General features: G+C 51.1%; 13 protein-coding genes, 1 other RNA gene, 1 pseudogene and 1 other annotated feature. Of the genes and pseudogenes, 3 read left to right on the top strand and 12 right to left on the bottom strand.

The genetic code is table 11. The annotated features are described in order from the left end of the window. Window positions 1-106: 106 nt before the first annotated feature. The 9 genes from ssrA to LK436_RS09475 form a co-directional block, all read right to left on the bottom strand. Window positions 107-451, bottom strand: a transfer-messenger RNA (tmRNA) gene (gene ssrA / locus LK436_RS09515). 211 nt (window positions 452-662) lie between these two features. Then, window positions 663-1,127 (bottom strand): SsrA-binding protein SmpB, encoded by a 465-nt coding sequence (gene smpB / locus LK436_RS09510; protein WP_008397883.1) that lies wholly within the window; start codon window positions 1,125-1,127, stop codon window positions 663-665. Between the two features lie 60 nt (window positions 1,128-1,187). Next, the gene (gene rnr, locus LK436_RS09505) at window positions 1,188-3,287 is read right to left on the bottom strand and encodes a ribonuclease R (RefSeq protein ID WP_044931412.1); all 2,100 of its coding nucleotides are present in this window, start codon (window positions 3,285-3,287) and stop codon (window positions 1,188-1,190) included. A 550-nt stretch (window positions 3,288-3,837) separates the two neighbouring features. Then, the gene (gene secG, locus LK436_RS09500; protein ID WP_008397878.1) at window positions 3,838-4,074 is read right to left on the bottom strand and encodes a preprotein translocase subunit SecG; all 237 of its coding nucleotides are present in this window, start codon (window positions 4,072-4,074) and stop codon (window positions 3,838-3,840) included. A gap of 98 nt (window positions 4,075-4,172) precedes the next feature. Beyond that, the gene (locus tag LK436_RS09495) at window positions 4,173-4,853 is read right to left on the bottom strand and encodes a TIGR00266 family protein (protein WP_021966076.1); all 681 of its coding nucleotides are present in this window, start codon (window positions 4,851-4,853) and stop codon (window positions 4,173-4,175) included. Window positions 4,854-5,038: 185 nt separating this feature from the next. Continuing rightward, window positions 5,039-7,486 (bottom strand): phenylalanine--tRNA ligase subunit beta, encoded by a 2,448-nt coding sequence (pheT, locus tag LK436_RS09490; RefSeq protein ID WP_008397874.1) that lies wholly within the window; start codon window positions 7,484-7,486, stop codon window positions 5,039-5,041. A gap of 83 nt (window positions 7,487-7,569) precedes the next feature. Next, a complete protein-coding gene (pheS, locus tag LK436_RS09485) occupies window positions 7,570-8,589 on the bottom strand; it encodes a phenylalanine--tRNA ligase subunit alpha (RefSeq protein WP_008397872.1) in 1,020 nt (339 codons plus the stop codon). Window positions 8,590-8,722: 133 nt separating this feature from the next. Continuing rightward, window positions 8,723-9,005 (bottom strand) — a binding site (T-box leader). Between the two features lie 60 nt (window positions 9,006-9,065). Then, a complete protein-coding gene (locus tag LK436_RS09480) occupies window positions 9,066-10,172 on the bottom strand; it encodes a slipin family protein (protein WP_347476064.1) in 1,107 nt (368 codons plus the stop codon). Between the two features lie 509 nt (window positions 10,173-10,681). Continuing rightward, window positions 10,682-11,914: an RtcB family protein gene (locus LK436_RS09475; protein WP_008397870.1), complete on the bottom strand. Its 1,233-nt coding sequence runs from the start codon at window positions 11,912-11,914 to the stop codon at window positions 10,682-10,684. A 244-nt stretch (window positions 11,915-12,158) separates the two neighbouring features. Between LK436_RS09475 and LK436_RS09470 the strand changes: the two genes are divergently transcribed. After that, window positions 12,159-13,532 (top strand): WYL domain-containing protein, encoded by a 1,374-nt coding sequence (locus tag LK436_RS09470; protein ID WP_008397868.1) that lies wholly within the window; start codon window positions 12,159-12,161, stop codon window positions 13,530-13,532. A 13-nt stretch (window positions 13,533-13,545) separates the two neighbouring features. After that, window positions 13,546-14,607 (top strand): WYL domain-containing protein, encoded by a 1,062-nt coding sequence (locus tag LK436_RS09465; RefSeq protein WP_044931410.1) that lies wholly within the window; start codon window positions 13,546-13,548, stop codon window positions 14,605-14,607. A gap of 116 nt (window positions 14,608-14,723) precedes the next feature. Here LK436_RS09465 and LK436_RS09460 read toward each other — a convergent pair whose 3' ends face one another. Further along, entirely contained in the window at window positions 14,724-15,383 is a 660-nt protein-coding gene (locus LK436_RS09460; protein WP_008397865.1) for a GntR family transcriptional regulator, read from the bottom strand. Window positions 15,384-15,625: 242 nt separating this feature from the next. Here LK436_RS09460 and alr point away from each other — a divergent pair, with 242 nt between their 5' ends. Continuing rightward, the gene (gene alr / locus LK436_RS09455) at window positions 15,626-16,894 is read left to right on the top strand and encodes an alanine racemase (RefSeq protein WP_008397864.1); all 1,269 of its coding nucleotides are present in this window, start codon (window positions 15,626-15,628) and stop codon (window positions 16,892-16,894) included. Here the strand turns inward: alr and LK436_RS18365 are convergent. Further along, window positions 16,810-16,986 (bottom strand): transposase domain-containing protein, encoded by a 177-nt coding sequence (locus LK436_RS18365; RefSeq protein WP_242648912.1) that lies wholly within the window; start codon window positions 16,984-16,986, stop codon window positions 16,810-16,812. The genes alr and LK436_RS18365 overlap by 85 nt on opposite strands. Then, a pseudogene (gene tnpC / locus LK436_RS09450) lies at window positions 16,984-18,318 on the bottom strand (IS66 family transposase); the annotation flags it as partial. The gene LK436_RS18365 and the pseudogene tnpC, both read right to left, overlap by 3 nt. Between the last annotated feature and the right edge of the window lie 170 nt (window positions 18,319-18,488).

Here is an 18,488-nt window from a genome sequence, read left to right as displayed (position 1 = left end):
TGACTGTCTTTCCTGATTGTTTTCCAATCGCAGTATGGTTACGCTCAAAACAAGCGAAAACCCTTGTAAATAAAGGAAAAATCCAATACTTACAAGGGTTTTTCATGGATGGACCAGACGGGAGTTGAACCCGTGTCCAAGAACCAATTCCCTGTTCTTCTACTATCATAGTCCGTTCTTTTTCATTCCCTCCATCCTGCGGAAACGAACATCCTCAGAACTTCAGTAGCACCTGATACGCCTGGCGGTCCGGCGCCCTCCCGCCATCGTTTCTCACATAGTCGATGCCAGATTCTTAAGGTGTGAGTGCCCTAAGGCTGACAACTGCTGCAATTAAGCAGCAAGTGCTAATTTTCTATCGTTAGCGTTTAATTTTAATTTTGCCATTTAACGCATCGCATGCGGATAGCTTCACCAGCTGCATAGCCCCTGTCGAAACCGGTACTGGCCCTTACAAATTGTCCTATAGATTTTATCACCGATTCTCCCAACTGTCAACCGATTTGAATGTCCAAATATCGGTATATTTCCTCTTTTTTCTGCACAATTCAAACGTTTTCAGGAAAGAGAACTGCTGAAAGCACTGTGCCAAAGTGACCGGGAGCTGGCCGCCTGTCTGCTGAAGCCTGCCCCGGCACCGGCGTTATGACATTAACCCTGGCTTAATACTGTTTTGCCTTAAAGCCTCTTTCTATCTCACGTCTGGCATCTTTCTTGGCAAGATCCTCCCGTTTATCATAGAGTTTTTTACCCCTGGCAAGTCCTATCTCTACCTTTACAAGACTTCCCTTCAGGTAGACCTGGAGGGGCACAAGGGTAAAGCCCTTCTCCTTGATCTCTGATACAAGACGGTCGATCTCCTTTCTGTGCATCAGAAGCTTTCTCTGCCTGAGGGGATCTCTGTTGAAAATATTCCCCTTTTCATAGGGACTGATATGCATGCCGTACACATAGACCTGGCCGTTTTCAATCCGCACAAAGGCCTCCTTAATGCTGCATTTTCCCATGCGGATGGATTTTACCTCTGTGCCGTAAAGCTCAATTCCCGTCTCATATTTGTCATCAATAAAGTAATCGTGAAAGGCCTTTTTATTATTGGCCACCAGCTTAAAATTATTTGTTCCCATGTGTTCCTCCTCATGTTTTATTCCGAAAGCCGGTCCGTTCTTTCCGAACGCTCCCGTTTTCTAAAACTGCCTTGCCGGAATAAAGTCGATGGTTTTTGCAAACCGGTCGCAGCCTGTCACCTGCACCCGGATGACCTCACCTAATTTATACGTCTTTCCCGTCATCTCCCCTGTCAGCTCGTACCGCTCTTCGCTGAACACATAGTAATCGTCCCTGAGCTCATTGATATGGACGAGTCCCTCCACTGTGTTCGGAAGCTCCACGTAGAAGCCCCAGTTCGTGACGCCGGAAATGACGCCCTCAAATTCCTGTCCGATAAACTGTTCCATGTACTGAACCTTTTTCAGCTTATCGGTCTCCCTCTCTGCCTCATCGGCTCTTCTCTCCAGAGCTGAGGTCTGCACTGCCACCTGCGGCAGAATCCTCTCATAGTGGGAAACTCGTTTCCCTGTCAGACCGCCGTGAAGAGATTCTTTGATGATCCGATGAATCTGCAGATCCGGGTATCTCCTGATAGGAGATGTAAAGTGCGTATAATAGCGGGCTGAAAGCCCGAAATGTCCTGTATTTGCTGTAGTATATTTTGCCTGCTTCATGGAGCGGAGCGTCAGCCGGCTGATCAGAGCCTCCTCGGGCGTTCCCTCCACCTTATCCAGGAGCTTTTGCAGCTCCTTCGGGTGAACCTCGCCGCCTGGCATCCGGAGAGTGTAGCCAAAGTTGTTGATGAAGGTTCCAAGGCGCTTCATCCTGTCCTCATCCGGCTTCTCGTGGGTCCGGTAGAGGAAGGGCACCTCCTGCCAGAAATAATCCTCCGCCACTGTCTCGTTGGCCAGAAGCATGAAGTCCTCGATGATCCGGGTGGCGGCATTGCGCTCGTAGGGCTTTATCTCAATGGGCCTTCCCTTCTCATCCAGCACAATTTTGCTCTCCGGGAAATCAAAGTCAATGGAACCTCTGGCATGACGCTTTTTCCGCAGAATGTCGGCAAGCTCCTTCATCAGGAGGAACATGTCGGCAAGCTCTGCATATCTGGCCGTCACCTCCGGATCGTGTTCCGTGACAATGGCATTGACTGCCGTGTAGGTCATTCTCCGGTCAGACCGGATCACGGTTTCCGCAATCTCGTGGCCCACCACGTTTCCCTGGCTGTCGATGTCCATCAGACAGCTTAACGTCAGCCGATCCTCCCCCTCGTTTAAGGAGCAGATCCCGTTTGAAAGCCTGTGGGGAAGCATGGGGATCACCCGATCCACCAGGTAAACGCTGGTGGATCGCCTCAGGGCCTCCGCGTCCAGAGCCGTGTATTCCCTCACATAGTGGCTCACATCAGCGATGTGGACGCCCAGCCGGTATCCATCGCCGGCCCGCTCAATGCTGATGGCATCGTCCAGGTCCTTGGCCTCCTCGCCGTCTATGGTGACGGTCAGAAGGCCTCTCAGATCCTTTCGTCCCCCTATGTCGCTGCTGTCTGCCTTTTCCGGGATACTTTTTATCTCCTCCATCACCGCCCTGGGAAATTCCTCGGGAAGGCCATATGCCCGGACAACAGACAGAATGTCCACCCCCGGATCATTGATATGTCCCAGGATCTCCGTGATGACTCCCTCAGGCTTCCTTCCCTTTTTCTCCCCGAAGTCCTTAATTTTCACCATAACCTTGTGGCCGCTTACTGCCCCCTGGTCGCATCCCTGGGGAATAAAAATATCTTTTGCTATTTTCTGATTGTCCGGGATCACGAAACCGTATCCCCTGCTCTTTTCGTAGGTTCCGATCAGAGTTTCATTGGCATGCTCCAGGATTTTCACCACAGTGCCTTCTGCCCGGCGCCCTTTTTCTTCTGCGTCGATGACAATCTGAACCCAGTCCCCGTGAAGGGCTCCGTTTGTTCTGTCTGCAGGGATGAAGATATCCTCCTCCTGCCCCTCAGCTGTGACAAAGCCAAAGCCCCTCGGATGGCCGGAGAAGATCCCTGTCAGGGCAAAAGCCTCCGCCTTTCCGAATTTTCCTTTTTTGGAAATGCTGATCTTTCCCTCAGACAGCAGAGCGTTCAGCACTGCTTTCAGCTCCTCCCGCTGCTCCTTGGGGACGTTCAGCAGGATGGCCAGCTCCTTAAGCTTCATCGGAACGTACGCCGTCTCATTCATCAGGGACACCAGCATGGCTTTTCGCTGTTCAAACAGCTCTCCCTCACCTGCTTTTACCTGCTCGGCCTCCGGGCTCTCCTCTGCTGCCTCCAGAATGCTGTCGGCTCTGCTCCTGCCCCTGTTCTTTTGCAGCTTTTCTGATTGAAAGCTGCGCTTTGATTTTTTATGTTTTTTATTCTCTTTTTTCACGCCTGTTCTCCAGTCAGCTTTTTCAAATTTTACTCTTTTTTGATTTTTTCACCGGCGAAACCGCCTCTTAATTGGTCCGCCGGAGGACACGCTTATTATTCCCACTTTTCCTGAAATAAGACGCGCCGCCCCGTGTGCATGTGAATCCTCTCACGTCTTCGCGGAAAGCCTGCAGAAATTTCCGCAAAGATAACAAAGAATCCTGCCTCGCAGGATTCTCCGCCTGCGGCGGGGCTGCAAAGCAGCCGTATTCCTCTCTGCCGCAGTGCGATCCCCGCGGAGCGTTTTTATATAACAGGGAACAAAGTTTCCTGTTATATAAAAAAGACACCCCTGCTGCCAAGAGTGTCTTTCTGAATCAATTAGAGTATCTTAATTAAAGTATCTTAAGGTTCAGCACAAGCGCCAGAATCAGCCAGAGAATCGCACCATACTTTGTGAGCTTCTCGAGCTTACCCTCCATGGAACGGCTCTTGTTTCTCCCCCAGTAGCTGTCAGCCATACCGTTAATGGTGCCGGACAGGCCCGCTGACTTTCCCTCCTGAAGTAATACTACAATTGTCAAAAATACACATATAGCAACAAATACAAAGGTAAGAATCCCTCGTAACATCTTTTGCACCTCCTATAGTCAAACAAGAGTATAGTATCACACTTTACATGGAAAAACAAGCTGTTTTTCACTAATTTCTGCCATCTTCCCTGCTTTTGCTATTTCCCGCTGCTTGGAAAATAGGGGAGGAGCGCGCCTGCCACACTGGAAATCGGCATGGTCTGAAGCCAGATATGACCAGGTCCTGTGACGATGGTATTAAACAGTCCCTCGCCGCCAAACAGCATGTTTTTCACTCCCGGCACTGACTGAATTTCCATCTGACATCCTGCCGTCATAGCCGCCAGGTATCCTGTGTCTATCACCATCTGCTGGCCGGCTTCCAGATCATACTCCATAATGTGGCCGTCGAATTCAGCGAACACGATGCCTCTTCCCGAGAGTTTCTGCATAATAAAGCCTTCACCGCCGAACAGACCTGACCCCAGCTTCTTGTGAAAGTAGACAGACAGATCCACCCCTGCCTCAGAAGCCAGAAACGCGCTTTTCTGAAAAATATACTCCTGCCCGGGCCCGACTTCGAAGGCTCTGATAGAACCCGGAAAGCTGGATGCAAACGCGATCATCCCCGGACCGCCCTTGGCCGTATAGGTATTCCGGAACATGGACTCCCCCGAAAACAGCCGCCCGAAGGCCTTCCCGATTCCGCCGGCGTTCGTCTCCATCTGCATGTTGGGGCTCATCCAGGCCATCGCCCCCTTCTCTGTGATCATAGCTTCGCCTTTTTCCAGCTCGCATACTACTGCCGGCAGCGTCTCTCCGTGAATCTCATATTTCATATCCTGTTCCTCCCTCCGCATATAGATGTATTGTATCACGGATATTTTCTGTATTGTTTTCTTTTTTCTTAACATATTCTGAAATATTTTCCTGAAGGAGACCGCGCCTGCCGCAGCTGAATGGCAGAAAAAAGAAGGATCCTGCAGAGTTTTCTCCCTCTGCGGAATCCTTCTTTTTCGTTCTATCAGCTTCTCAGCTCAATTCCCAGCCCCTGAAGTCCGTTTAAAATTTTCTGCATGGCAGAAGCCACTTCCTTCTCCTCCAATGTGTGATCCTTGGAGCGGAAGGTGATGGAGTAGGCCACAGACTTGTAGCCTGCCGTGATCTGGCTGCCCTCGTAAACGTCGAAGAGCTTGTAGCTTTCCAGGATCTTTCCGCCTCTCTGCTCGATGATCTCCTCGATCTGTCCTGCCAGCACCTCTTTTTTCATTACCATGCTGATGTCTCTTGTAACAGACGGATACTTGGCGATTCCCTCGTACTTGTGGTCAAAGGTTGCAAGAGGAATCAGATTCGGCATATCCAGGACTGCCACATAGGCCCTCTCGCCGATCTTATAATTGTCTGCCACATCCGGATGAATCTCTCCCATGTAGCCGATTACCGTGTCACCGTAGGAGATCTCCGCCTGACGTCCCGGATGGAGGAAGCTCTTTCCTGCCTCAGGGTTGTAGCGGGGCTTCTTATTTAAACCGATCTTTTCCAGGAATTCTTCCACAACACCCTTCATGGTGAAAAAGTCTCCCTCCCCGTACATGCCCAGAGTAAACTGCTGGCGCTCGTCCGGAAGCATGGGAAGCCCTGTCTGCTCAAGGTACTCTTTGCTTACGCTGTCCTCTGCCGGCAGGTAGATGGTGGCAAGCTCATAGAGCTTTACATCCTTATTCCGGCGGTTGTAGTTGGTGGACAGGGAGGTCAGCATACCATTTAACGGAGTGGTTCTCATGATGCTGAAGTCCTCGCCCAGAGGATTCGAGATGGTGACAACCCTGCGGAGCGTGCTGTCCTCCGGAATCAGAAGCCTGTCAAATACCTTCGGGCTCTCAAAGGAGTAGGTCATGCTCTGGGAGAAGCCGCAGAACTCGGCAATCCTTCTGGCAACCTCCTCCACTCTCAGCTTGAAGGACAGCTTTCCTGCTGTGGCCTCGCCGGTGGGAAGGGCTGTCGGAATCACGTCGTAGCCATAGAAGCGGGCCACCTCCTCGGCCACATCTGCCATCCTGTGGACATCCTGGCGCCAGCTTGGAACTACAATCTCCTCTGTGGCTGCATCGTACTCCAGCTCCACGCTCTTTAAGTAGGAAATCATATCCGCCCTGTCGATATTTGTTCCCAGAAGGCGGTTAATCTTCTCCGGCTCGAAAGGAACGCGGTTTCCCTCTCTCTTTACCGGATAAACGTCGATCATGCCGCCGACTACCTCTCCGGCTCCCAGCTCCTCAATTAACTGGCAGGCGCGGTTGATGGCCAGCTCTGCCGTGTTCGGATCAAGGCCCTTCTCGAATTTTCCGGAAGCATCTGTCCTTAAGCCCACTCTCTTGGCGGAAAGGCGGATATTCGTTCCGTCAAAGCATGCGGCCTCGAATACCATGGTCTTCACGTTATCTGTAATCTTGGAATTTTCTCCTCCCATGATTCCGGCAATTCCGACAGCCTTCTCTCCGTCGTTGATCATGAGAATCTGGCTGTCCAGCTTTCTCTCCTGGCCGTCCAGGGTCTCAAATACTTCCCCGTCCTGCGCACACTTTACAACGATCTGCTGACCGGCGATCTGATCGTAGTCGTAAGCGTGCATCGGCTGTCCGTACTCTTCCATCACATAGTTGGTAATGTCTACGATATTGTTGATGGGGCGGATGCCGCTGGCTGCCAGGCGGCGGCGCATCCAGTCAGGGGACGGCCCCAGCTTAATGTTTTTCACCATTCTGGCACAGTAGCGGGGGCAGAGCTCTGTGTTCTCCACGCTCACCTTCAGGAAGTCGTGAATGTCTTCGCCGTTTCCTGTCTTTCTGATCTCCGGCTCGCAGAAGGTCTTTCCGAAGGTAGCCGCTGCCTCTCTGGCAATACCGATGACGCTGTAGCAGTCCACGCGGTTTGATGTGATCTCATACTCGAATACCACGTCGCGAAGGCCCAGGGCCTCGATGGCGTCGCTTCCCACCTCTGTGTCCTCCGGGAAAATATAGATTCCCTGTTCAGGAGCTTCCGGGTACATCTCACGGCTGGAGCCAAGCTCTTCGATGGAGCACATCATTCCGTTTGATTCCACTCCACGCAGCTTGCCCTTTTTGATCCTGATTCCGCCTTCCGGACGGCCTCCATCGTGATCGCCGGCCACCCTTCCGCCGTCGAGAACAACCGGAACCTTCTGGCCCACCTTTACATTCGGAGCGCCCGTCACGATCTGGGTGGAAGTCCCGCCCAGATCCACCTGACATACAACCAGCTTGTCAGCGTCCGGATGGCGCTCAATCTCTGTGATCTGGCCTACAACAATCTTGTCCAGGTTTTTATCCAGGCACTCATATCCCTCTACCTTCGTTCCTGTCAGTGTCATGGCGTCTGTGTATTCCTGCGCTGTGACATCGAGATCCGGAACATATGCTTTTATCCATGATAATGCTGTGTTCATTTTGATTCTCCTTGCAATCTAATCCATGATTTTCGTCAGTGCTTGATTCAGAACTTCGTATCCTGTCTCTGTTCCCGGGTTTCCTAAAACTGCTTTAAGAAACGCACGTCATTCTCGTACAGGAGACGCATATCGTCGATCTCATATTTTAACAGGGCAATTCTCTCAAGGCCCACGCCGAAGGCGAAGCCGGAATACTCCTCCGGATCAATGCCGCACATCTCAAGTACATGGGGGTGCACCATGCCGCATCCCAGAATCTCAATCCAGCCGGATCCCTTGCAGAAACGGCAGCCCTTTCCGCCGCACTTGAAGCAGCTTACATCCACCTCAGCGCTGGGCTCTGTGAACGGGAAGTGGTGGGGGCGGAATTTTACCTTTGTCTCTTCCCCGAACAGCTCTCTGGCGAACTCGGCCAGGGTTCCCTTAAGGTCTGCAAATGTAATGTTCTTGTCAATGACAAGTCCCTCGATCTGGTGGAAGGACGGGGAGTGGGTTGCATCCACCTCGTCGGAGCGGAACACACGTCCCGGAGCGATGATGCGGATAGGGGGCTTCTTCGTTTCCATAACGCGCACCTGAACCGGGGAGGTCTGGCTCCTCAGCACCACAGAGTCATTGATATAGAAGGTATCCTGCTCATCCCTTGCCGGATGCCCCTTGGGGATGTTTAACTTCTCAAAGTTGTACTTGTCGTACTCCACCTCCGGACCTTCCACAACCTCATAGCCCATGCCGATGAAAATGCGCTCCACTTCTTCAAGGGCAATGGTGTTGGGATGGCTGTGTCCTACATTATTTTTCTTCGCCGGAAGGGTTACATCGATAACTTCCTTCTTCATCTGCTCCTCGCGGGCAATGCGGGCCAGCTTTTTCTTTGTCTCCTCTAACTTCTCCTCAATTAAAGCCCTGGCGTCATTTACCATCTGTCCAACCTTCGGGCGCTCTTCCGGAGCTACATCCTTCATGCTTTTTAACACGCTTGTCAGTTCGCCCTTTTTTCCGAGGTATGCAACGCGGATGTCATTTAACTTTTCCAGCGCGTCGGAAGCTTCGATCTTCGCAAGGGCTTCTGCTTTGATCTTCTCTAACTGTTCTCTCATAATTTCTCCTTCTGAAATAGACTTAAATTTTGCTTTTAACCGTGGCTGATTGATGAGCGACAGAAAAGTTTTGTTTTACCTGAAATTCCCGGGATTTCTTAAAAATAAAACAAAAAAACCGCCCCTTCAGACACGAAGGGACGGTTCAGACCGCGGTACCACCCTGATTCCTGCATCCGTGAAAACGGCGCCGGTTTCTGCCGGCCTCCGGCTTTTCACAGCCCAGGCTCTTATCTTATACGTAACGTGTACGGGACGTCGCCGCCTAATGGATGCTGCAAAAGAACAGCTCTCGTTCAGCCGCGCGGCTCCGGTGGGAATTTCGACACCCTATCTGAACCGAAGAGGCTCTCAGCCGGCGGCCTCCTCTCTCTGGACGGAAAATAAGGGTCTACTTGCACCTTCACTGCCTTTTTATATACTGGTTTATATTCTAAGCACTGCTCTCCTGTTTGTCAAGTGCAGAAATGAACTTTTCAAGTCTTTCGCCCCTCTGTCAGAGCAGCCAGCTGCTCCAGTATTCCGGCTGTGCCTGACAGGGAAATGCTTCCCACCTTCTCGCAGATTCGCTCCAGGTATTCCATCTCCTTGAGGCGATAGAGAATCTGGTTTTCCTCCATGAGCCTTGCCGTGTTCAGAAGGCTTCTGGTAGAAGCCACCTCCTCGCGGCGGGTAATCACATTGGCCTGGGCCTGCTTCTCTGCCACCAGAACGGTATTCATGATGGCGCGGATCTCTCCCGGCAGGATGATGTCCTTGATTCCCACTGCCCCGATTTCCACCGGATACTGTGACTGGATCTCCTTCATCTTCTCTTCCAGCTTTCTGCCAATCTCCTCCTTCTGATTCAGGAGTTCATCGAGGGTTAGCTTTCCCACATACTCCCGTGCAGCCAGCTGCCCTGCGCTGTATATCTGCTCCGCGATATTTTTCGTCTTTTTCACCAGCTCTGCCGGGTCAGAGACACGGTACTGGCAGAGAATATTGAGCCTTACTCCCACCTTGTCCGCTGTCAGAATCTCCTGCCCGGAAATTTCCAGGCGCTGCATTTTCAGGTCCACCAGGACACAGGAGACCTTTATGCCGTAATTCCAATAGTACCAGATGCCGCAGGGAAGCGTTCTCTCATACTTTCCGTCAAAGTAGAGAAGCCCTGCCTCCCCCTCTCCGACGGTAATTTTTCTGTACATGGCCGCCGGAACCTGTTCAATCAGGTAGACCGGAAGCTCCCCCTCTATCTCCGGCTTAGTCACATCCACAATGCGGACCTCGTTCTTCTCATAGACATTCCAGAAATAGTACTCTCCCGCCGGGAGCACCTGGGAGAAATTTCCGTTTACGCTGTGAAAGCCTATGCTCCCGTCCGGAATTTGAACGTAGAGAATACGCTCTGCAAATTCCTTATCCTTTAAAAGAATCTCCATGGGAATCCCCTGATCGGCAAACCTGCCTTTCATGGCTGCCTTTTTCACCGCATACGTCTTCCAGAATGGGAAACGGTAGGTACCGGGAGACAGAAATCTGACGAATCTCCCATTATCTATTAAAAATCCACAGGACTGATCTGCGATAACTGTTTTCATGTTTTGCCCTCCTGTCTTTTTCTGCTTCTTTTCCATCTCCCTGCAGGGGCCTTCCGTTCAGAAGCCTTCCGGCAGAACCGGGCCCTGGAATCCGGAAGAAATCGGATTTTTTCCGGTTCCCCGTTTTCCGGTCTCCTTTTCTGCCCTCCCTCTCCGGTATCCCGGAAGGCGCAGGCTGCAGTGAGACGGGAAAGCTTCAAGTTCCGTTCTCTTCCCCGCCGGTCAGAGGACAGACCCGCTTTCCTTCAGATACCCTTTAGGGCGGCATCCTCTCCCGCAAACACAGAGCTCTGCCTGACAGCAGAAAATCGGTCGACTGCTATACCACTTAGCTACAGATCCTCTCGGTATCCGGCGGGATTCGAACCCGCGAAAAATCGATATATATGAAGGTTTCTGTTCCCCGGAATGCAGGCTTTCTATTTTCCTGCACCGCCCAGGCGGGAGGCATAAAATCCATCCCAAACCTGCTGCCTGAAAGGGCTTTCCTGCCGGAAGGCCCGGGGGAATCAACCCTTGACCACACCAACGGTGTGAAGTTTTTTCACCGGCTCCACCAGATCACTCTGGTTTTTCATTACCTCGTCAATGTCTTTGTAGGCAAAGCGGCTCTCCTCCGCCACATCGGATTTATTGCGCTTGCCGAGAATGACCTGCTTTTCTCTCAGGTCCTTTATAACCTCCTCGCAGGAAAAGGCGCTCATAGCTCCTTTTCTGGAATATCTGCGCCCGGCTCCGTGGGAGGAGGAGCAGAAGGATTCCGGGTTTCCTTTGCCGCGCACAATGTAGCTGCAGGAGCCCATGGCTCCGGGAATCACCGCAAGCTCTCCCTCCCTGGCCCTTGTTGCGCCTTTTCTGTGTACCCAGACATTCTCTCCATAGTGGTTCTCAAGAGCCGCATAATTGTGATGGCAGTTGATCTCCTCTGTAAAGGCCAAATGGAGATCCGTATACTTTCCGATCCACTTTTCCAGAATAGCCTTGACGGCAAGCATCATCTTCGCCCGGTTCTCCATGGCAAAATCCATGGAAAGCTGCATCCAGTTCAGATACTGCCTTCCCTCCCTGCTGTCCAGAGGCAGGAAGGCAAGCCGGTATTCATCGGGAACCTGGCTGTACCATCTGGCATTCAGCTCCCTGGCCTTCTGGTGAAAATAGTCGCAGACGGCCTTTCCGAAATGGCGGCTTCCGGAGTGAATCATGACGCTTAGATACCCCTCCTCATCCTCCTGAAGCTCAATGAAATGATTTCCGCCTCCCAGAGTTCCTATCTGGAAATATCCCGCGTCCAGCTGGCCTAAAAGCTCCCCGTCCTCCTCGTACTTGTCAAACTCCTCAAAGGCCCTGTCAAGGGTGTAAGAGGGCATCTGTATCTTGTGGTGGGCAGAGCCTGTCGGGATATTTCTCAGAATATCTCCGACTATCCCCTGGAGCAGGTTCCCGTTTCCAGTCAATATACCGCGAAGCTCCTCTGCCTTTACATTCGTCCCCGTCCATGCCATTCCGCAGCCGATGTCCACGCCTACTGCATTGGGTATCAGCACGTTTTTCGCCGCTATCACTCCTCCGATGGGCATCCCCTTTCCTGTGTGGGTATCCGGCATCAGACACACCCATTTATGAAGAAACGGAAGCTCAGCCAGGTGATATGCCTGGAGAAGGCAGCTCTCCTCAATATCTTCTTTTTTCTCAAGCCAGACTCTGACCGGCCATTTTCTCGACTCATCTGATAATGTAAACATCGCTCTGAACACTTCCTCTCTGTCTGATTCTGATTATTTTCACGGGACGTTATCTGCGCCCGACTGTCTGTTTCGGCCTGCGTTTTTCCCTCTGGTCTGTATTTTTCTTCTGTCTGACCTTTACATGTCCTATTCTAGTAAATTTTTCCTGTCCTATCATTTAAAAAAAGTTGCGACCTTGATATAATTAAGCCAGGTAAGACACAAAACGCACCGGCCGTCCGGCTTGAGGGGAGGAAGGCATATGGCCCAGTTTCAGGAGCTAATCAAAAATTTCGACCGCATCCGCGACTATATGCGGCAGTTTTATGTATACGGCTTTAAGGTTAGAGGGGAATATACAGAAAAAAGTGCCCGAACCTACGATAATGAGCGGCGCAGAATTGAAAGCTGGCTGAAGGGATACGTGACTTTTGACTATACGGCAAAGGGAAAGCAGATTTCCATCAGCGCAGACAGCCGATCCATTGCCTCCAATCCTCTCTATGCGGCCTGGAAGGCAAAGAGCTTTACAGACAATGACCTGTTGCTCCATTTTTTCATACTCTATTATCTGGCCCCCGAAGGCGGGCAGGAAACGGGTGAAAACGCGGATTTTCCTCTCTTATCCTGCAGCGAGCTGGCTGACCGGATTGCAGCTGACTTTGGCCTGACCTTCGACGCCCAGACAGTGCGGCTCAAATTAAAAGAATACGAGCTTCTCGGACTGCTCATCTCTGAAAAAAGGCAGAAGTCTCTCTGCTACCGCCTTGCACCTGCATCGGTTCTGGACCGGCCGGAGTTTACTCCCCTCTTCGAGCGGCTGATTGCCGCCATCTCTTTCTTTTCAGAGGCGGCGCCCTTTGGATTTGTGGGAAATACGATTCTGGATCGGGAAAACAGGGCCAACACCTGTTTCCAGTTCAAACACCATTTCATGGTTCACACCCTGGAGGACGGAATCCTCTACCCCATCCTTCAGGCAATCCGAAAGGGGAGTACCCTGGAATTTGAAAACCACAGCAGGCGCAGCAGCCATGTCAGCTGCATAACGGGAATTCCTCTGCAGATCTTTGCAAGCACCAGGACAGGAAGGCGCTATGTCTGCCTGTATTCTGCAAAAGAGCGGAGATTTATGACGCTGCGGCTGGACTGCATTGCCCGGGTTCAGGAAGAGCCTGAGGCTGTAAATGACTGCAGGGAGGCTCCCCGACAGGAGACCTTCCGCCAGGGCGGGCCCCGGGGGCAGACCGCCGGGGAGCTTATGGAACTTCTGGAGAAAAACAAGCCCTTCTGCTTTGGCGTGTCCTTTGGGTCAAAAGCCGTCCGTCTGGAGGAGATCTGTCTGCGCCTTCATGTGGATGAGCAGACGGAGCCTCATATCCTGGAACGGCTCTACCGGGAAGGAAAGGGCGGAGAGGTACTCCGCATCCGCAAAAATGAATATCTCTACAGCGGAACTTTTTTTGACGTAAATGAGATGCTGTCCTGGGTTAAAACCTTCACCGGGCGGATCATGGATATCCAGTGCGGCAATGAGGCTGCCGCCGTCAAGGTCATTTCCGACTGGAAAAGTATGTACCGGATGTATGCAGGAGAACGAAGCTGCGGCGGCTTCACAGCCGGCGAAAAGAAATGAGAGGTGGTTTCAGATGAGCGGTGATACATCATTTTCTCTGTTTGACAAACTGTACAGCTGCTATTATCTGGCTGTAAGAAGGATTCTGGAGGAGGCAGCCCTGTCGCCTGTCGACAGCAGGCGGATGGAGGAGATCTGCCGTGCCTGCGCTTTTGATGAGAGCGCCCTCTCCATTGTTCCTGAGCTTACCAGGCCGGACGGAGCGTGGAGCACCCTCCTGTCCGCAAAAAGGGGCGGACTTTTTTCTTCCAGCCTTGGCAGCGCTTCCCTGAAGCCTCCCCTCTCCCGCCTGCAGAAGGCATGGCTTAAAGCCATCTGCTCCGATCCCAGATTCCTCCTGTTTTTCAGTGAAGAGGAACGGGACAGGCTCTCAGCTGCCCTTGAGGAGGATGGCCAGGTGACGGAGCTCTACAGGCAGGAGGAGTTCTATTACTACGACCAGTTCCGGGATGGGGATGACTATGAAAGCGTCATGTACCGGCGCCATTTCGCCACGATTCTGGAGGGGATACTGAACAGGCAGATGCTTCGGCTCTCCTACAGTGGAAAACGGCAGCTCTTAGACCCTATGAAGGTGTTTCCCGTAAGCCTCCAGTACTCTGCAAAGGACGATAAATTCCGCCTTCTCTGTATCCGCCGGAGAAGCGGACGCCCCGGGCTCGGATATACCCTGAATGTGAGCAAAATTCTGTCCTGCGAGCTGTGCAGAGAAACTCCTCCTGCAGGCGGCATTCAGGCTGCATCTGCACTGCCCTTCTCTGCGGCCTCCGGTTCCGGGAGTCCTTTTGTCCGGAAGGCAGAGGAGCCTGCCGTTATCGAGATCGACGGCAGACGCAACTCATTAGAACGGTGCATGCTGAAATTCGCAGACTATGAAAAGCGCACGGAATATGACGAGAAACGGGGCGTCTATATCTGCTCGATCTGCTATGACATTCAGGATGAAACAGAGCTGATTATTGATCTGCTGAGCTTCGGTCCCGTGATCCGGGTCGTAAGCCCCGAAAGGATTGTGCGGCAGATACGGGAGAGGGTGATGAGACAGCATGAATGGCTGTTTGGGGCGGTGGAGTGACGGGGGAAGGGAGAACTGGTCTCCTCTTTTGAAATTTAAGACAGCTTCACCGGGCCTGCAGCCACTATCTCAACGGGGGACAAAGGTTTTCTGCCCAATCTGTCTTTATGAAAGGGTTACTGATACATTTTTGTCAGATTCAGGTATCCATTCATAATATGTGTCTCGATTGCCTCTACAATCTTACTTAAGTCTTTTTTTTCAAATCCCTCTATGATAGCCTGATGTTCTGTGATGGAGTCCTCCATCCTGTGTTTCTGAGATGAGTTCTGAATGCTGATTAAATTTATGCGCTTAATAATCCGGTTATAATTCTCCTCCATAATCGAATTATCATATTTCGTCATAGGATACTGGTGAAACGCCATATTTTCCCTTGTAAAACCATAATTATCCTGCTTCAGCATGCACTCTTTCTGTTTTTCCAGCAGGCTTCTCAGATATTCTATATCTTCATTTTTCATGTTCAAATAAATTTTACCTGCAAAAAAACATTCAATGGAGCATCTGGCCTCATATACCTGCCGTGCATCATCGATGCCTAATGTTTTAACCATAATCCCCTGCTTTGGTATCACTCTCAGAAGGCCGTCATATTCCAGGTGCTGGCAGGCTGCATTCACAGGGGAGCGCCCGATTCCCAGCGCCTCCGACAGCGATGCGATGCTTACGATATCTTCCGAAGAAATTTCCCCATGAAAAATCATGTTCTGAATCTGGTCATAGGCTATCTCCGTCTGGGAAACTTTTCTCTTTTTCTCTATCGATCGAACCAATCTTCTATCTCCTTTAGCCGTAAATTGATAATCATGTCTGTTATTAGGATAATATATTTAATTTACAAATACAATCCCCTTTTTGGACACTATATCGCCTTGTAAATTTTGGATAATAGCAGTAAAATGATAATAACATTTTTGTAACATGTTACTAAAATGTTAACTCGGGTTTGCAAACCCAAACCGCAGATTTTCAAGTCCTGACAGGTAATGGAAGGACGCGCGAAAGGAGGAGGCAGATGAATTGGAAGTATTTAAAACGAGACTGCTGGCTGGAAATTGATCTGGACACAATACGCAGCAATTTTGCTGCTCTGCGTTCCATGGCAGGGCCTGGCATCAAAATCATGCCCGCAGTAAAGGCAAATGCTTACGGACATGGAATCGTAGAATCCTGCCGGGCCCTGGAACAGGCAGGGGCAGATTATCTTGGTGTTGGAAATATCGATGAAGCAATTCTGCTGCGGGAGAATGGAATTCAGACCCCCATCCTTATCTTTGCGGGAAACCTGGTTGAAGAGGTGGCGGATTTATATATCCGCTACAGCTTAATTCCAACGATCTTCTCAGTAAAAGCGGCCCAGGCCATCTCCCGTCTCTCTAAGGCAGAGCATCCCGTATTCCTTGGAATTGAAACCGGCCGGGGAAGGCTTGGCGTGAATGCAGAAGAATTTCCTGATTTCGTGAGGCAGACGGCAGCCTTGCCAGGTATTAAAATTGAGGGAATTTACAGTCATATGGCAGCAGCCGACTGGCCTGATAAACCTCACGAGTATGCTGACTGGCAATACCGCCGTTTTCTGGATGGAACCCGCGTACTGAAAGAGCTGGGACTGTCTGTTCCTTTCATGCAGCTTGCCAACACCCCCGGAAGCATCGCCTATCCGAACCTAAGGCTCTCCGGCATCTGCCCGGGGCGTGCTGTCTGGGGATATTCCCCGCTGGAGAAAAGAGATGGTCATCCGGCGCTCTCTTTCCCCATGAAAGCGTGGAAAAGCAGGCTTCTCATGGTAAAAGATGTCATAGGCGGGAAATTTGGGCCAGGCTACCAGGCTGTCCGGCTGGATGTTCCAAAGCATATTGGGGTTATGGCAGGAGGCATCAGTGATGGGATAAGCCCAAACTTTGCCAATGGAGGTTCTGTATTGCTCCGCGGAAAACGCGTTCCGGTGGCCAGCAGCATTTGCTTGGAGCATACCATCCTGGATTTGACAGACTGCCCGGAAGCTGCAGAGGGGGACGAGGTCGTCCTCTTCGGAAAACAGGGAGATGCAGAAATTACAATGGAAGAGCTTCGAGCCGCTTTTGGCCGGGATCTGATGGAGTTCTGGACGGGAATTACTCCACATGTCAGCCGGATATACGTATACGGTAAACCATGGGTACTGGCTCATTTTTTGACCGCCGTTTCCGGCGGCCATGCTTACAGATTGGTTGTTTTTGACTTGCTCCGGCAGATCTCCGGCAACTGGTCTGACCATGGAAGCAGTTCCTCAATGAAGCTGTAATCCGTATCATCCTGATGGTCTTTCACAACTGTCAGGACATAATCCAGATAGCGGAACGGATTCAGGTTATTGGCTTTCGCTGTTTCCGTTATACTGTAGATGATCCCGCTGGCTTTCGCACCATCGATACTGTCGATCAGCTTCCACGCGTGTTTGTGCACACAGAAGCTGCGGAGTGCTCCTTCTGTTACGTTGTTGTCAAGTGGAACTTCCCCATCATTCAGGAATACTTTCAGTGTCTCTTCCTGATTGATACAGTAGTTGATCCCTTCCAGTGTTTTCCCTTTGGGAAGATGATTGGAAGATGGAATCTCTTTTACCCACGCAAAGAAAGCCTCCACCAGAGGTTTGACGGTGATCTGACGCTGTTTCTTTCGGTTATCCGGTTCCAGGGCAGCCAACTGATTGTCCTGATGATAGATGGCCCCGATCCGCTTCACAGCTTCATACGCAACGGTATCTTTCGCAGCTTTTTGTGCTGCTTTCGGAAGGGCTTTTAAAGCGTCCGAAAAATAGCGCCTTGCATGTGTCCAGCACCCGGCAAATGTGATATCCGGATTTTCCCGGTCCAGCTTCCTGTAAGCGGAATAGCCGTCACAGACAACTACACCTGTAAAGCCATTCAGGAATTCTCGTGGGTGGTCTGCTTTTCGGGTCCGCTGATATTCATACAGGACGATGGGCGTATCTTTGTAGATCTTCCCAGTGCGGTAGATCCACATATAACTCCTGCTGTTTGCGGGGCGCCCATCCTTCGATACCATAACCGGAGTTTCGTCGGCCTGCAGCACATGGAAACGGTACAGTTCTTTATGGAGATAATCATAAAGGATTCCCAGATACCGGTCCGCACACTGGATCATCTAGTTCGCCATCACCTGCTTGGAAATGTGGATGTCGTTCCGCAGGAATTCCTGACTGATCCGGTACAGAGGAAGTCCGTTTACATACTTGGCATTCATGATACTTGCCGCCAGAGAAGGAGTCAGGATGCTGTTCCGCAGCAGATCTCTCGGACGGTCTGCCTTAACGATCGTCTGATTGTCCCTGCCGGCATAGACAGCTACATGATGCTCTTCGACTGTGTACACAGCCGGCTGAACACGGACTCTTTTATAAACTTCATCCGGAAGCCTCTTCCAGCCATCCGGACCGAAGAGTTCCTGTAGTTTTTCATCCGAAAGAGTATGAGGGATCACTTCAATTGGAAGATCCTTTAAATCTTCCTCACGTTTCCCTTTCCTTTTCCGGCGGCTGACCTGGATCACATCCTCTTCAGCCGGCTCAACGACATAGAGTGTTTCTGTCAGGGCTTCCGCTTCGTTAAAGATGAGTTCCAGTTCTAACTGGCCTGCTATGACATCCAGTTTTTCAGAAGAACGCCCATAGCGTTTATTGTTGGCGTCTGCGATCTGCTCGATCAAACGCTCCTTGTTTGCGTTCAGCTGGCTCAGCTGCTCTGCATGGACAGGATCACTGCTACGAGCGTTTCTTTGCTGAAGCTATTCAGTTCTTCTGGTGAGTAGATCGTAAGCGCTCAATAAAATAATGGCTATCTTCCCATAAAGTATTCCGCTATAGTTGAAGTAAAATA

Source organism: Clostridium sp. M62/1 (assembly GCF_020736365.1).
GTDB lineage: Bacteria > Bacillota > Clostridia > Lachnospirales > Lachnospiraceae > Otoolea > Otoolea saccharolyticum_A.
This window is presented reverse-complemented; position numbering and strand designations above follow the sequence as displayed.